Annotated in this window: 15 protein-coding genes; 6 read left to right on the top strand and 9 right to left on the bottom strand. The window is 69.9% G+C overall.

Annotation, left to right across the window (positions count from 1 at the left end; genetic code table 11):
• Positions 1-7: 7 nt before the first annotated feature.
• Both pgsA and EAH86_RS06670 read right to left on the bottom strand, forming a co-directional pair.
• Positions 8-622, bottom strand: a complete 615-nt coding sequence (pgsA, locus tag EAH86_RS06665; RefSeq protein ID WP_140737984.1) for a phosphatidylinositol phosphate synthase — start codon at positions 620-622, stop codon at positions 8-10.
• A gap of 8 nt (positions 623-630) precedes the next feature.
• Positions 631-1,071 (bottom strand): thiol-disulfide oxidoreductase DCC family protein, encoded by a 441-nt coding sequence (locus tag EAH86_RS06670; RefSeq protein ID WP_140737987.1) that lies wholly within the window; start codon positions 1,069-1,071, stop codon positions 631-633.
• A gap of 47 nt (positions 1,072-1,118) precedes the next feature.
• On the opposite strand from EAH86_RS06670, the gene EAH86_RS06675 reads away from it, so the two are divergent.
• Entirely contained in the window at positions 1,119-1,607 is a 489-nt protein-coding gene (locus tag EAH86_RS06675) for a hypothetical protein (protein ID WP_140737990.1), read from the top strand.
• On the top strand, positions 1,604-2,491 hold the full coding sequence (locus EAH86_RS06680; RefSeq protein ID WP_194150747.1) for a hypothetical protein: 888 nt from the start codon (positions 1,604-1,606) through the stop codon (positions 2,489-2,491). The genes EAH86_RS06675 and EAH86_RS06680 overlap by 4 nt, the downstream gene beginning before the upstream one ends.
• Here EAH86_RS06680 and EAH86_RS06685 read toward each other — a convergent pair.
• Both EAH86_RS06685 and thrS read right to left on the bottom strand, forming a co-directional pair.
• Positions 2,388-2,957, bottom strand: a complete 570-nt coding sequence (locus tag EAH86_RS06685) for an HIT family protein (RefSeq protein WP_140737993.1) — start codon at positions 2,955-2,957, stop codon at positions 2,388-2,390. The genes EAH86_RS06680 and EAH86_RS06685 overlap by 104 nt on opposite strands.
• A 6-nt stretch (positions 2,958-2,963) precedes the next feature.
• Positions 2,964-4,940 (bottom strand): threonine--tRNA ligase, encoded by a 1,977-nt coding sequence (gene thrS, locus EAH86_RS06690; RefSeq protein ID WP_140737996.1) that lies wholly within the window; start codon positions 4,938-4,940, stop codon positions 2,964-2,966.
• Positions 4,941-5,110: 170 nt separating this feature from the next.
• Between thrS and EAH86_RS06695 the strand changes: the two genes are divergently transcribed.
• Both EAH86_RS06695 and katG read left to right on the top strand, forming a co-directional pair.
• A complete protein-coding gene (locus tag EAH86_RS06695; protein ID WP_277752322.1) occupies positions 5,111-5,581 on the top strand; it encodes a Fur family transcriptional regulator in 471 nt (156 codons plus the stop codon).
• Positions 5,582-5,667: 86 nt separating this feature from the next.
• Positions 5,668-7,923 carry a catalase/peroxidase HPI gene (gene katG / locus EAH86_RS06700; RefSeq protein ID WP_206665756.1) on the top strand — a complete coding sequence of 752 codons (2,256 nt, stop codon included), beginning with the start codon at positions 5,668-5,670 and terminating at the stop codon, positions 7,921-7,923.
• Positions 7,924-8,011: 88 nt separating this feature from the next.
• Here the strand turns inward: katG and EAH86_RS06705 are convergent, their stop codons facing one another.
• On the bottom strand, positions 8,012-8,716 hold the full coding sequence (locus EAH86_RS06705) for a GOLPH3/VPS74 family protein (RefSeq protein ID WP_140737999.1): 705 nt from the start codon (positions 8,714-8,716) through the stop codon (positions 8,012-8,014).
• Positions 8,717-8,809: 93 nt separating this feature from the next.
• Here EAH86_RS06705 and EAH86_RS06710 point away from each other — a divergent pair, with 93 nt between their 5' ends.
• Together EAH86_RS06710 and EAH86_RS06715 are read left to right on the top strand one after the other, a co-directional pair.
• Positions 8,810-9,565, top strand: a complete 756-nt coding sequence (locus EAH86_RS06710) for an N-acetyltransferase (RefSeq protein ID WP_140738002.1) — start codon at positions 8,810-8,812, stop codon at positions 9,563-9,565.
• A gap of 26 nt (positions 9,566-9,591) precedes the next feature.
• The gene (locus EAH86_RS06715) at positions 9,592-10,173 is read left to right on the top strand and encodes a GNAT family N-acetyltransferase (protein WP_140738005.1); all 582 of its coding nucleotides are present in this window, start codon (positions 9,592-9,594) and stop codon (positions 10,171-10,173) included.
• On the opposite strand, the gene EAH86_RS06720 is transcribed toward EAH86_RS06715, so the two are convergent.
• From EAH86_RS06720 to EAH86_RS06735, 4 genes are all read right to left on the bottom strand, one after another.
• Positions 10,112-11,335 carry an FUSC family protein gene (locus EAH86_RS06720; protein WP_140738008.1) on the bottom strand — a complete coding sequence of 408 codons (1,224 nt, stop codon included), beginning with the start codon at positions 11,333-11,335 and terminating at the stop codon, positions 10,112-10,114. The two genes, EAH86_RS06715 and EAH86_RS06720, sit on opposite strands and share 62 nt — an antisense overlap.
• 108 nt (positions 11,336-11,443) lie before the next feature.
• The gene (locus tag EAH86_RS06725) at positions 11,444-12,295 is read right to left on the bottom strand and encodes a MaoC/PaaZ C-terminal domain-containing protein (protein ID WP_140738011.1); all 852 of its coding nucleotides are present in this window, start codon (positions 12,293-12,295) and stop codon (positions 11,444-11,446) included.
• Between the two features lies 1 nt (position 12,296).
• Positions 12,297-13,640, bottom strand: coding sequence for a 3-oxoacyl-ACP reductase (locus EAH86_RS06730; protein WP_140738014.1), 1,344 nt, complete (start codon positions 13,638-13,640; stop codon positions 12,297-12,299).
• Positions 13,640-14,953, bottom strand: coding sequence for an acetyl-CoA C-acetyltransferase (locus tag EAH86_RS06735; protein WP_140738017.1), 1,314 nt, complete (start codon positions 14,951-14,953; stop codon positions 13,640-13,642). Before EAH86_RS06735 ends, EAH86_RS06730 begins: the two co-directional genes overlap by 1 nt.
• Positions 14,954-15,013: the final 60 nt, after the last annotated feature.

Raw genomic sequence — 15,013 nt, forward strand, 5'->3', positions numbered from 1 at the left:
AGCCCGCTCAGGAGGCTTCGACCAGGGCCTGCCGACGCACGAGCAGCATGCGCTGGAACACCGTGACGAGGCTGGCGACGGCGAGCAGGGCGAGAACGATGGTGAGGACGACCTCGGGCAGGCCCAGGCCCACCAGCCCGGTGATCACCAGGACGGCCACGAGGCGGTCGGCACGCTCGGCGATCCCGACGTTGGCGGTGAAGCCCAGTCCCTCGGCGCGGGCCTTGGCGTAGGACACGACGCTGCCGAGGATCAGGCAGGCCAGGGCCAGCCCGGCCATCAGGAAGTCGTCGCCGCGCCCGGCATACCAGAGCACGAGGCCCCCGAAGATGGCCGAGTCGCCGACCCGGTCGAGGGTCGAGTCGAGGTAGGCGCCCCACTTGCCGGACCGACCGGACATCCGCGCCATGACGCCGTCCACCGTGTCCGAGAAGACGAACAGGGTGATGACGACGGTCCCCCAGAAGAACTCGTGCCGCGGGTAGAAGGCCAGTGCGCCGAAGCACACGCCGAGCGTGCCGACGATCGTCACGACGTCCGGGCTGATCCCCAGCTTGAGGAAGAGCCGGGCGACCGGGGTGAAGATCTTCGTGAAGAGGGCGCGTGCGTACTTGTTGAGCATGGTGGTGGTCAGCCTACTGAGACTGAGCCGCTGTCCCCTGCAACGCCGCTGTCGGACAGGTGAGTGGGTGCACACGCCGGAGTGCCGCCCGGGAGGGCGTAGCGGTGGTCTGCCACCCACGTGTAGACCCGACCCGCCAGCCAGCTGATCCCCGGCAACGTAACCAGGTGGCCGAGTGGACGCCACAGCGGGGCGCCGTGCTTGAGGCCCTCGGCGATGGCGAGGTGGGCGGCCACGACGGTGCCGTCACGGCGGACGAACTGGGCCGCCTCGATGCAGTCCGCCTCGGTGAGGTCGAACCGCTCGAGGTCGACCTGCTGCCACGGCTCGACGTCGTACCGGCGACGCCGGTCGACCCAGCGCGTGGCGAACCGGGCACTGGTCGTGCAGAACCCGCAGTCGCCGTCGAAGATGAGCAGGCCCCGCTCGTTCCCTGTCAGCTGGTCCATGTCCTCAGTCTGTCACCCGCGTGGGAGCATGACCGCGTGAGGGGAGCATGAGGGGGCCGACGCGCTCACTGGGCCCGTATGCCGCGCTGTGGCGGCTGGCTGTGGCGGCGGCCGTGGTGACCACGGTGTGCCTCGGCACCTGGGTCGGCAACGATGACTGGTGGCCGTTCGCGCCGATGTCGCAGTACGCCTTCTCGGTGCAGAACAACGGCATCATCAACTCGCTGACCATGGACGCCCTCACCGTCGACGGCGAGGTGGTGCGGGTGCCGTTGTCCAAGGAGAAGATCGGTATCGAGCGCGCGGAGATCGAGGGGCAGGCCCCCCGGATCATCGCGCACCCGGAGCTGCTCCAGGACATCGCCGTGCTCCACAGCCGGCTGCTCCCGCACGAGCCTGCGTACCAGGTCATCTACCTGCGCAACACCTCCACCCAGATCGGCACCGGTGCCGCCACGATCCACACCTTGGCCACGTGGCAGGTCCGCGATCCGCTGCGACCGCAGCCGAGCGGCATACCCGGCGGTGCGCCGTGAACGCCGTTGAACGGTCTGTCGAGAACTTCCTGGCTCCCGAACTGCCGCTGGCCCGGGTCGCCTGGCTGCGCCGCTTCGTCTACGCCTTCGTCTGGCTCGACGTGCTGTGGATCGTGACCGACCCGATCCCGCACGGCGACGTGCCTCCGAGCCTGTACCGCGGGCTCGAGGTCCGCACCCTGCTGCACCTGCCTGCGCCGTCGCACGACTACGTGCGGGTGCTGCTGGCGGTGATCCTCGTGAGCTCCGCGGTGGCGTTCACCGGCCGGGTGCCGCGGCTGGCAGGGTGGGTCTGCGCCGTGGGGATGCTCGACTGGGTGAGCAACGCCTTCGCCTACTCCAAGGTCGACCACGACCACTTCGCGCTGATGGTGGCCCTGTTCGTGCTGCCGACCGCCGGACGGGCCCGGCTCAGCGACGTCGACGTGACGTCCCGCGCCGCCGGCTGGGCGATCCGGATGGTCCAGATCGGTGCCGTCTCGATCTACTTCCTGTCGGCCAACGCGAAGATGCGGTTCGGTGGCTGGGGCTGGGCAAACGGCGCCACCCTCACCTGGGCCCTGAGCCGGCGCCCGAACAGCATCGGCCCGTGGGTGGCGTCGCACCCTGCGCTGGTGCACGCACTGCAGTGGGTGGCGCTCGTGGCCGAGTTCAGCTCACCGGTCGTGCTGTGGCTGAGGGGCAAGGCGTTGTATGCCGCGCTCCTCTTCTGGGCGGGCTTCCACCTGACGACCTACGTCATGCTGAAGATCCACTTCCTGCCGCTCGTGGTCTGCCTGCTCAGCTTTCTGCCGCTGGAGCGGCTGCCCCACCCGGCCACGCTGCGACGAGTCGTGACCGCACGTCCTCGAGCAGCATCGGAAGCGCCTTCGTCTGCCCGATGACGGGCAGGAAGTTCGAGTCGCCGCCCCACCTCGGCACGATGTGCTGGTGCAGGTGGGCCTGCACGCCGGCTCCGGCGACCGCTCCCTGGTTCATGCCGATGTTGTAACCGTGCGGGCCGGAGGCGGTGTCGATCGCGGCGATGACCTGCTTGGTCAGCAGGGCGAACTCGGCCGTCTCCTCGTCGGTCAGGTCGACGTAGAGCGAGACGTGGCGATAGGGACAGACCAGCACGTGACCGGGGTTGTAGGGGAACAGGTTCATCACGACGTAGCAGCTGGTGCCGCGGTGCACGATGAGCCCGGCTTCGTCGTCCTTAGCTGGCGCTGCGCAGAACGGGCACCCGTCACCCGCGTTCTCGCTCGGGCGCTCTCCTGTCACGTAGGCCATCCGGTGCGGGGTCCACAGCCGCTCGAAGCCGTCCCGCGTCCCGGCGAACTCCGTGTCGGGCTGCATCGCGTCGGTCATCTGCCGTCAGACCTGGACGCGTGCCTCGACAGCGGCCACGATCTCGGCGATCGCGTCGTCGATGGGCACGCCGTTCTTCTGCTCGCCGTCGCGGTAGCGGAACGACACAGCCCTGGCGCTGCGGTCCTCATCACCGGCGATGAGGACGAACGGCACCTTGGACTTCGAGGCGTTGCGGATCTTCTTGGGGAAGCGGTCGTCGCTGTCATCGACCTCGACGCGAATCCCCTTGCGGCGCAGCTGGTCTGCCACCTCGTGCAGGTAGGGCGAGAACTCGTCGGCAACGGGCACGCCGAGCACCTGCACCGGCGACAGCCAGGGCGGGAACGCGCCGGCGTAGTGCTCGACGAGGACGCCGAGGAACCGCTCGATCGAGCCGAACTTCGCGGAGTGGATCATGACGGGCTGCTGGCGCGAACCGTCGGCCGCCTGGTACTCGAGCTCGAAGCCCCGCGGCTGGTTGAAGTCGTACTGGATGGTCGACATCTGCCAGGTACGACCGATGGCGTCCCGCGTCTGGACCGAGATCTTGGGGCCGTAGAAGGCCGCTCCACCCGGGTCCGCCACGAGCTCGAGTCCCGACTCGGTCGCGACGTCCTCAAGGACCTTGGTCGCCACCTCCCACTCCTCGTCCGACCCGATGAACTTGTCGTTGTCGGCGTCGCGGGTGGACAGCTCGAGGTAGAAGTCGTCGAGCCCAAAGGCCTTGAGCAACCCGAGCACGAAGTCCAGCAGGTGCTTGATCTCGGCCGGCGCCTGCTCGGGGGTGACGTAGGAGTGCGAGTCGTCCTGGGTCATGCCGCGAACCCGGGTCAGCCCGTGGACGACGCCCGACTTCTCGAAGCGGTAGACCGAACCGAACTCGAACAGGCGAAGCGGCAGCTCACGGTAGGACCGCCCGCGCGACCTGAAGATCAGGTTGTGCATCGGGCAGTTCATCGCCTTGAGGTAGTAGTTCGAGCCCTCGAACTCCATCGGCGGGAACATGGTGTCCGCGTAGTAGGGCAGGTGCCCCGAGGTGTGGAAGAGCCCCTCCTTCGAGATGTGCGGGGTGCCGACGTACTCGAAGCCCTCTTCGACGTGCCGCTGTCGGACGTAGTCCTCCATGACCCGCTTGATCACCCCACCCTTGGGGTGGAAGACGGGCAGTCCGGAGCCCAGCTCGTCGGGGAAGCTGAAGAGGTCCTGCTCCTGCCCGATCTTGCGGTGGTCGCGGCGCTCTGCCTCAGCCAGTCGCTCGAGGTAGGCCTTGAGGTCGTCCTTGGTGGCCCACGCGGTGCCGTAGACGCGCTGCAGCTGCGGGTTCTTCTCGCTCCCCCGCCAGTAGGCACCGCCGCTGCGCATCAGCTTGAACGCGTTCCCGAGGACCTTGGTGGTGGGCACGTGCGGGCCGCGGCACAGGTCGCCCCAGGCACGGGACCCGTCGCGCTTGACGTTGTCGTAGATGGTCAGCTGAGCGCCACCCACCTCGACATCGGCGCCGTCGGCGGCGTCACCGGCAGCACCGCCCTTGAGGCCGATCAGCTCCACCTTGTAGGGCTCGTCGGCGAGCTCGACCGCCGCCTCGGCGTCGCTGATCTCGCGGCGCACGAAGGTCTGGCCCTCGTTCACGATCCGCTGCATGACCTTCTCGAGTGCCTTGAGGTCGTCCGGCTGGAACGGCTCGGCCACGTCGAAGTCGTAGTAGAAGCCGTCCCGCACCGGCGGCCCGATCCCGAGCCGAGCCTTGGGGTTGACCTCCTGGACCGCCTGAGCGAGGACGTGGGCAGCGCTGTGCCGCAACACATCCAGCCCGTCCTGCTCCTGGGCGGTCACGGGCTCGACGGCGTCGCCGTCGGCCAGCACGTGGGCCAGGTCGCGCAGCTCGCCGTTGACGCGGGCCACGAGGACGGCGCGGTCACCTTCGAAGAGGTCGGCGGCAGTCGTCTGCTCCGGCACCGATCGCTCGCTTCCGGCGACGGTGACAGTGATCTGGGCAGACACGGTGCTCACTCCTGGTGATGGATGACTGGGTATGCCGCGTGCGGATGTCAGCACGCGGCATACCGATGCTATCGGCCGGGCGTGGGCCCCCGCGCGGGAGATATCCGTCCACTGGGACACCCTCGCACGAATTCTTGACTCGTTCCAGAAGACGGGCCAGACTGCCGGACGTGACCTCCCCCACCGCCGTACAGCTGGGCGACTACCCGCAGATACTGCGGGACGCCGGGCTGCGTGTGACGCGGCCCCGGGTCGCGGTCCTCGGCGCGGTCCATGCGCACCCGCACTCCGACACCGACTCGCTCATCGCCGCGACGCGACGCCAGGTGCCGGACGTGTCACACCAGGCGGTCTACGACTGCCTGCACGCCCTCACTCGGTCCGGGCTCGTGCGCCGCATCCAGCCGCCCGGCTCGGTCGCTCGGTACGAGTCGCGAGTCGGGGACAACCACCACCACGTCGTCTGTCGGTCGTGCGGCGTCATCGCCGACGTCGACTGCGCCGTCGGTGCCGCACCGTGCCTCGACCCCTCCGACGCCCACGGCTTCACCATCGACGAGGCCGAGGTCGTCTTCCGGGGCCTGTGCCCCACGTGCGCCGCGCAGGGCGACGCAGCCACCACCAGCCACCCGACCAGCTGAACAACTGCATCCACGCCCCACTCAGCTCCACGACTCACAGACCGACCACGCAACAGACCGTCACCACCCACGTCCGGAAGGAAGCCATGTCCGAGCACGAAACCCGCCCTGCCACCTCAGGGGACCACGAGACCCAGCTCGCGGAGATGAACGAGAGCGACCAGAAGTGCCCCGTCGCGCACGGACGGGCACCCGAGCCCGTCCAGGGCGGCGGCAGCCGCGGCTGGTGGCCCGAGCGCCTCAACCTGAAGATCCTCGCCAAGAACCCCGCCGTGGCGAACCCCTACGGCGATGACTTCGACTACGCCGAGGCCTTCGAGTCCCTCGACCTGGCCGAGGTCAAGCGCGACATCGCGCAGGTCCTCACCACCTCGCAGGACTGGTGGCCGGCGGACTACGGCCACTACGGCCCGCTCATGATCCGGATGGCCTGGCACAGCGCAGGCACCTACCGCGTGCAGGACGGCCGTGGTGGCGCCGGGGCCGGGCAGCAGCGGTTCGCGCCGCTCAACAGCTGGCCGGACAACGCCAACCTGGACAAGGCCCGTCGCCTGCTGTGGCCGGTCAAGAAGAAGTACGGCCGCAACCTGTCGTGGGCCGACCTGATGGTGCTCACCGGCAACGTCAGCCTCGAGTCGATGGGCTTCCAGACCTTCGGGTTCGCCGGCGGCCGTGCCGACGTGTGGGAACCGGACGAGGACGTCTACTGGGGCCCGGAGACCGAGTGGCTCGGCGACGAGCGCTACACCGGTGACCGCGAGCTGGAGAGCCCGCTGGCCGCCGTCCAGATGGGCCTGATCTACGTCAATCCCGAAGGCCCCAACGCGCAGCCCGACCCGCTCGCCTCCGCCCGCGACATCCGTGAGACGTTCAAGCGGATGGCGATGAACGACGAGGAGACGGTCGCCCTCATCGCGGGTGGCCACACCTTCGGCAAGACCCACGGTGCCGCCGACCCCGACGAGAACGTCTCCGACGAGCCGGAGGGTGCAGGGCTCGAGCAGATGGGCCTGGGCTGGAAGAACAGCTTCGGCACCGGTGCGGGCGCCGACGCGATCACCAGCGGCATCGAGGTCACCTGGACGATGACCCCGACGCAGTGGGACAGCAACTTCTTCGAGAACCTGTTCGGCTTCGAGTGGGAGCTCACGAAGAGCCCGGCCGGCGCCAACCAGTGGAAGCCCAAGGACGGGGCCGGCGAGGGCACGACGCCCCACGCCCACGACCCGTCCAAGCGCATCGCGCCCAACATGCTCACCACCGACCTCGCCCTTCGCGTGGACCCGGTCTACGCGAAGATCTCGCGCCGCTTCCTGGAGAACCCGCAGGAGTTCGCCGACGCGTTCGCCCGCGCCTGGTTCAAGCTGACGCACCGCGACATGGGTCCGCTGGCCCGCTACCTCGGGCCCGAGGTGCCGAGTGAGGTGCTCCTCTGGCAGGACCCGCTCCCGGCAGCGACGGGCGAGACCATCACGGGTGACGACGTCGCGGAGCTCAAGGGCCTCGTCACCGAAGCCGGTCTCTCGGTGGCCCAGCTGGTATCCACGGCATGGGCCTCCGCCTCGTCGTTCCGCGGCAGCGACAAGCGGGGTGGCGCCAACGGCGCCCGCATCCGTCTCGCACCGCAGAACGGCTGGGAGGTCAACAACCCGGCCGAGCTGGCCAGCGTCCTGCGCACCCTCGAGGGGCTCCAGGAGGCCTTCAACGCACGCGGCGGTCGCCAGGTATCGCTGGCCGACCTCATCGTCCTCGCGGGCGGTGTCGGCGTCGAGCAGGCGGCCAAGGCCGCCGGCCAGGACGTCGAGGTGCCGTTCACGCCGGGTCGGGTGGACGCGTCGCAGGATCAGACCGACGTCGAGTCCTTCGCCTACCTCGAGCCGCGGGCCGATGGCTTCCGGAACTACGCGGGCAAGGGATCCCGGCTCGGTGCCGAGTACCTCCTGCTGGACCGGGCCAACCTGCTGAACCTCAGCGCCCCGGAGATGACCGTGCTCGTCGGCGGCCTGCGTGTCCTCGGCGCGAACTACGACGGGTCAGCCCTCGGCGTGCTGACCGACGCACCCGGCACGCTGACGAACGACTTCTTCGTCAACCTGCTGGACCTCGGGACGCAGTGGAGCTCCACGTCCGAGGACTCCTCGACGTTCGAGGCGCGGGACGCGTCGGGCCAGGTCCGCTGGACCGGCACCAGGGCGGACCTCGTCTTCGGTTCCAACTCCGAGCTGCGTGCCCTCGCCGAGGTCTACGCCAGCGACGACGCGAAGGACCGTTTCGTCGGCGAGTTCGTGGCGGCGTGGGCCAAGGTGATGGACCTCGACCGGTACGACGTTGCCCGAGGCTGACGACGGCGCGCCGACCGAGGCGCTCGGCTGAGGAGGGCCGCCGGACGCGCACCGCGTCCGGCGGCCCTCGTCGTTGTCGTCTCGCCGCTCAGCCGGTCGCGCTGGTGGCGGCCACGCTGGATGCCACGATCGCCGCCGTGATGGCGGTCTGGACGTCCTGGACCGCCTTGCGCACCGCCTCGGCGCCCCACTCGGCATCGGCGACCGCCTTGCCCCGAGCCCGCAGCGCACGCTTGGGCTGGTCGGGGAAGAGCTTGGGCAGCAGGTCGACGGCGTGCAGGAGGGCCACCAGGGCGGAGGTCCGCGCATCCGGTTCCGTGCCGGTCACGACGGCGGCCCGCACCCTGTCGAGGATCTCGCGCTCGACCTCGGGCCGGGCGAGCGGCCACGCGTTGGTGGGGAACAGCCCGAGGACCTTGCCCTGCTTGTGCGTGAGGACTCCCTCGGCGACCAGGTCGTCGAGCACGGCGTCCTTGAGACCTCCGGCCCTGTCCTTCCACGCGCTCATCCCACCGATCCGTCCGACCGCGTCCTTGGGCTTGCGGTTGTGCGACAGCTCGGCCACCTCGGCCAGGCGTGGGTCTTCGACCGTCTGGGTGGTGCGGACCAGCCGTCCAGCCTTGAACTGCGGGTCGCCCGGCTCGGTCAGCCGCAGCGCCCCGTCGAAGGTCAGGTCGACGATTGCGGCGCCGGCCACGGCTGCCTTGAGCTTGGTGCTGTCGACAAGGGGTCTGCCCGAGTCGTCTCCGAGGGCCAGCAGGAGGAACTCGACGGTCAACGGACGTGGCGTCATGTGGCCACTGTACGAACCGGGTCTCGTCGCGTCTGTGCTCGCGGACACAAAAACCACGCGCGTGCGACCGGCCCCGGCTTCTACCGTCAGACCATGGACCTCCTGATCGTCAACCTTGCCGACCGCCCGGACCTCGTCGACACGATGTGGGACTTCGAGGGCCTCTGGCCGGTCTTCATGCAGCAGGACCCCGTGTCCGACCTGTTCTACTCGCGCGCCACCTCGACGTACGCGGCATACACCTTGGTGGCCTTTGCCGCGGACGACATGGACCACCCGGTGGCACGGTCCTGCTCGATCCCGTTCGCCATGGGTGCGGCGCTCGGTCGGGACGCGCTGCCGGACGACGGCTGGGACGGGGTGATCCGGTGGGCCTGGCTGGACGAGCAGATCGGCCGCGCACCCACCCACCTGTCCGCCATCGAGGTCGCCATCCGGCCCGACCTGCGTGGGACCGGGCTCGCATCGGTGATGCTGGAAGCCAAGCGGCAGAACGCGATCCGACTCGGGTTCAAGGACCTGTACGCCCCGGTGCGTCCGAGTCTCAAGACCGCCGAGCCGCACACGCCGATGCGGGAGTATGCCGCGCGGACGCGTGACGACGGGCTGCCCGAAGATCCCTGGTTGCGGCTGCACGTCAGGGCCGGTGGGACGATCGTCAAGGTCTGCCCGCGCGCCATGACCATGTCCGGGACCTTGTCCGAGTGGCGCTCCTGGACCGGCCAGCCGTTCGACGCAACCGGCGACGTGGTGGTCCCGTTCGCCCTCAACCCCGTGCACTGCAGCGTCGAGCACGACCACGCCGTCTACGTCGAGCCCGGGGTCTGGGTGCACCACCGGCTCGGCTGACCACCGTGATGCGGTTCGATGGAGGCATGTCAGCGCTGCAGCCACCCGGGTCCGGTTCGCTGTCGGTCGGGGCGGTCTCGTTCGCGGATCCGCGAGTGCAGCGACTGGTCGACGAGGTGCAGGCCCACTATGTCGTGATCTACGGCGGCCCGGACGACTCCCCCGTGGACCCGACCGAGTTCGAGCCGCCCCGCGGCCTGTTCGCGCTCGGCGCCGTGGACGGCCGGGAGGTCGCCATGGGCGGCTGGCGTCATCGGCCCGACCTGGCGGGGATGTTCGACGGGGCGCGCGTGGCCGAGATCAAGCGGATGTATGTCGCGCCGCCGGGTAGGCGGCAGGGTCATGCCCACCGGGTGCTCACCTTCCTGGAGGACACCGCCCGCGAGGCGGGTGCCGATGTCCTCGTCCTCGAGACCGGCACGATGCAGCCCGACGCCATCGCCCTGTACGAGGCCAGCGGCTACGAGCCGACGGTGCGGTTCGGGCACTACGCCGACTCGGACCTGTCGCGGTACTTCGCCAAACCGCTGGCGCCTGGCGCCTGCGTCAGGCGCGGCCGACGATGCGGCGCGCAGGCTTGCGGATGGGGCCGCTGTCGGTCGGCATGACCGCCTTGTGGCTGTGCACCTCGAGCTCGCGGATGAGTCGCTGAGCGTCCAGGAGCATCGCGCCGTAGGCCGGCCAGGCCTGTGGGTCCTCGAGGTCGGCGGTGCGGACCTCGTTGCCCAGCCGGTCGATGATCTCGTCCGCCGTCCGCAGGTAGGTCGCCACGACCTCGCGCTCAGCGTCGGCCGGCAGCCCGAAGTGGCTGATCGCCCCGGCGATCTCGTCCAGGACCTGCGCGTAGCTCTCCAGGAACCGCTGGGTCGGAGCGGGCTGGGCGTCGTTCTCGTCCGCGGCATCCACGAGCGTGCGGGCGATCCCGGAGACCTGCCACTGGCTGCGCCGGACCGCTTCGACTGTCTGGGTGTAGCCCGCCCAGTCGACCTCGACCCGCCGCAGGTTGTCCCGGGGGTTGAACTTGGTGCTCTCCCGGCCCTCGTCGATCGCGGTCTGGATTGCCGGCGCCAGCTGGATGATCTCGGTGCTCGTGTCGTACCACTGGTGCGCCATGTCGCTGTCCCAGCCGTCGCGCAGTCCGGCGGCCATGTCGTTGAGCAGCAGGCACACCTTCCGCGTCAGGGCCCTAATCTGGTCGCGGGGCTGGTGGATGTGCAAGGGCGCCAGCACGATGGCGTTGGTGAGCACGCCGATGACTCCACCGACCACGGTCTCCACGATCGTGAGGTAGGTGAACTCCGTGTCCGTTCCGCCGACGGTCAGCAGGGACAGCAGCACCATCGACGGGACCTGGATCCCGTGGTCACCGAGGCGACGCCACCGAGCAATGAGCAGGGCCAGGTAGATGACCGGCAGCATGCTCCACCAGTGCACGCCGACCCACGAGCCCACGAGCCACGCGGCACTGATTCCCACGACGACCGCGAGCACTCGCTGACCGCTGGCACCCAGCGAGCGCACCATGGTGCGGTCGACGACCAGCAACGCCGCCATCGGCGCGTAGAAGGGCGCTGGGCTGTGCAGGACCCGCACGGCGAACTGCCAGGCGATCACCGTCGCGAGTGCCGCCTTGCCCATCAGGAGGGCGGCATCGCGCTCAGGTCCGGCGTGTCGAACAGCCTCGTTGGCGGCGCGGATCGAGCCAACCCCGCCCTGACGGACCGAGTGCAGCCATGACGCCGGAGACGGCCGCTCGGGAGTGGGTTCCATTTCGCCGACATTAGGCGCCACCTCATGACGCACCAAGACGCCGTCCGCCGATGTGGGTGATTCGGACGCCTTGCGATGGTTTCGACAGGCAGGGGCCAGTGGTCGAGGTCAGGGACGCGCGAGGGTCAAGGTCAGGTGCGGCTTGGCCGGGTCCTTGACAGAGCGCAGCCCGGCTACGATCACCGGGCTCTCGTCGTCGACCACGAGCTCCACCGTGCTCGGCAGGAAGACCGGCTTGGCAAACCACAGGTGCGAGCTCGATGCGTCGTTTCCGCGCGGCTCGAGCGCGGCCAGCGTGCGAGCGGCGGTCCACATGCCGTGGGCGATGGCTCGCGGAAACCCCATCGCCTTGGCGCTCAACGCGTGCAGGTGGATCGGGTTCACGTCACCCGACAGCGCGGCATACGCCCGACCCTGTCCCTCGGGGACTCGGATGACCCCAGCTGGCGGTCCCTCAGGCAACGGCGGGGCCTGGTCACCCGGTGACGCGTCGACGTCGCCGGGTCCGCGTCGCAGGTAGGTGCTGCGCCCGTCCCAGACGCGCACGCCGTCGACCTCCACCTCGGTGACGAGGTCCACGAGACGGCCCTTGACGTGCGGTCGCAGTCCCTCGGCCCGCACCGTGACGTCCAGCCGGTCGTCGGCCGTGAGGCGGCGGTGGACGGTGATCTGGTTCTCCAGGTGCACCAGTCCGGGCAGCGGCAGCGGGAAGGACCGGTCGGCCATCAGTGCCACCTGGAGCGGGAAGCCGAGGACGTGGGGGTAGGTGTGCGGCAGGATGTCGCCGCCCGTGAACCCACAGACCCGCTGGTAGGCGAGGAGGTGCCCGCGGTCCACGACCACTCCTTCGCGGCGCCAGGCGGTGGCTGGCAGGTCACCGCGCCGACCGCGCTGGGTGAGCGCCGCCTTGACGAACAGCGGTGCCAGCGAAGGCGACTCGCTCAGCGTCTGGGTCGCCATCTCAGGCACCGAGCAGGCTCTGGCCGCAGACCCGGAGGACGTTGCCCGTGACACCGGCGTTGGCGTCCTGGCTGAACCAGGCGATCGTCTCCGCCACGTCCACGGGCAGCCCTCCCTGGCTGAGCGAGTTGAGCAGGCGGCCGACCTCGCGGGTCGCGAACGGCACCTTGGCCGTCATCTCGGTCTCGATGAAGCCGGGTGCCACCGCGTTGACGGTGATGCCGCGGGCGACGAGAGCCGCGTCGGCTGACAGGGCGTCGACCAGCCCGATCACCCCGGCCTTGGAGGCGCCGTAGTTGGTCTGGCCCCGGTTGCCGGCGATGCCGGCGATCGAGGAGACCAGAACCACGTGTCCACCGTCCCGCACACCGCCGTCTGCGAGGAGGACCTCGTTCATCCGCAGGATCGACCCGAGGTTGACGTCGAGCACGGATGCCCACCGCCCCTCGTCCATGTTGGCGAGCAGCTTGTCGCGGGTGATGCCCGCGTTGTGCACGACGATGTCGAGACCACCGTGCCGGCTGGTCGCGTGGTCGAGGATCCGCTGCCCGGCGTCGGCCGCCGTGACGTCGAGCTGGAAGGCAGTCCCACCGACCCGGTTGGCGGTCCTGGCCAGCGAGTCGCCCGCCGCCGGGATGTCGACGCACACCACCGTCGCGCCGTCGCGCGCCAGGACGTCGGCGATCGACGCACCGATCCCGCGCGCGGCACCGGTGACCACGGCCACCTTCCCGGCCAGTGGCTTCGCCCAGTCGGCTGGTTCCGCGGGCGTCCCTGCGCCCACACGGATGACCTGCCCGTCCACGTATGCCGCGCGGCCGGACAGCAGGAACCGCACCGCGGCGTCGACGTTGGCGTCCGCTCCGTCGTCGACGAGCACGAGGTTGGCGGTGGCCCCGGCCCGCAGCTCCTTGCCGATCGACCGCGTGATGCCCTCCAAGGCGCGACGAGTGGCTGCCTGCGCAAATCCGTTGGCGCCCTTGGGGTTACGGCCCACGATGATGATCCTGCCGCTGGACCGTAGCCCCTTGAGGGCAGGAGCCACGAGGGCACGCAGGGCATCGAGCTCTCCGAGTACGGCGGCCTCGGTCAGGTCGGCCACGACCGCGGCCACCCGTTCGCCTGCGGCCACCTCAGTCACCGTGTCGACGCCCTCGAGCTTGAGCAGGTCGCCGACCCGCTCCGCCACGGGAGCTTCACCAAGGCCGCCGACGAGGACTGGGCCCTCGATGAGTGGTGCGCCCACGGCATACCTGCGCAGCCTTGCCGGGCGAGGCAGGCCGAGCTGCGCGGCGAGCTTGGCGCCCACTGCGCTGTTGACGATGCCCGCGTAGGTGCCGGCCATCAGGCGGCCTCGAGGATCGCCATGACACCCTGGCCACCGGCGGCGCAGATGGAGATGAGGCCGCGTGAGCCGGATCCCTTCTCGTGCAACATCTTCGCGAGCGAGGCGACGATGCGTCCTCCGGTCGCGGCAAATGGGTGCCCGGCGGCCAGCGAGGACCCGTTGACGTTGAGCTTGCTCCGGTCGAGCACGCCGATCGGGGCGTCGAGTCCGAGCCGGTCGCGGCAGAACTCCTCGCTCTCCCAGGCAGCCAGCGTGGTCAGCACGGTCGCAGCGAAGGCCTCGTGGATCTCGACGAGGTCGAAGTCCTGCAGCTTCATCCCCTGGCGCTCGAGCAGGTGGGGCAACGCATAGGCCGGGGCCATCAGCAGACCCTCGTTGCCGGTCACGTAGTCGACAGCCGCGGTCTGGGCGTCGACGAGGTGCGCGAGGACGGGAAGGCCGTGCTCTGCCGCCCACTCGTCGGAGCCGAGCAGCACCGCCGACGCACCGTCGGTCAGTGGCGTCGAGTTCCCCGCGGTCATGGTGGCGCCCTCGCCCCTGCCGAAGACGGGCGTCAGCTTGGCGAGCTTCTCGACGGTGGAGTCGGCCCGCAGGTTCTGGTCGCGGGTCTGGCCGAGGAACGGCGTCACCAGGTCGTCGAAGAAGCCACGCTCGTAGGCCGCCGCGAGGTTCTGGTGCGACGCGGCGGCGATCTCGTCCTGCGCCTCGCGGGTGATCCCCCACTGCTTGGCCGTCTGAGCCATGTGCTCGCCCATCGACAGGCCGGTGCGCGGCTCGACGTTGCGCGGGATCTCGGGGACCAGCTGGCCCGGGCGCAGGTGGGTCAGCGCCTTGGCGCGCTGGCCCGGGGTCTTGGCGCGGTTGAGGGTGAGCAGCGTCTCGCGCAGGCCCTCGTTGACGGCGATGGGAGCGTCGGACGCGGTGTCGGTGCCGCCGGCGATTCCCGAGTCGATCTGCCCGAGCGCGATCTTGTTGCCGACCAGGATGGCCGCCTCGAGCCCGGTGCCACAGGCCTGCTGGACGTCGTAGGCGGGCGTCCGCGCCGACAGGCTCGACCCGAGGACCGACTCACGGGTCAGGTTGAAGTCACGCGAGTGCTTGAGGACGGCGCCGGCAGCGACCTCGCCGACCTGCTCCCCCGCGAGACCATGTCGGGCCACGAGTCCCTCGATGGCCGCGGTCAGCATGTCCTGGTTGGTGGCCCTGGCGTAGGCGCCGTTCTGCCGCGCGAACGGGATGCGGTTGCCGCCGATGACGGCAGCGCGGCGTGGCTGGCTGGACGGACGGGCGGGCTTGGGCGAGGTGGCCACGAGCACTCCTGGGATCGGTACGGCTGTGCGACAAGTAACTGATACGGACAGTAGCAGGTA

The sequence above is a fragment of the Pedococcus bigeumensis genome (assembly GCF_006438965.1).
GTDB classification, from domain to species: domain Bacteria; phylum Actinomycetota; class Actinomycetes; order Actinomycetales; family Dermatophilaceae; genus Pedococcus; species Pedococcus bigeumensis_A.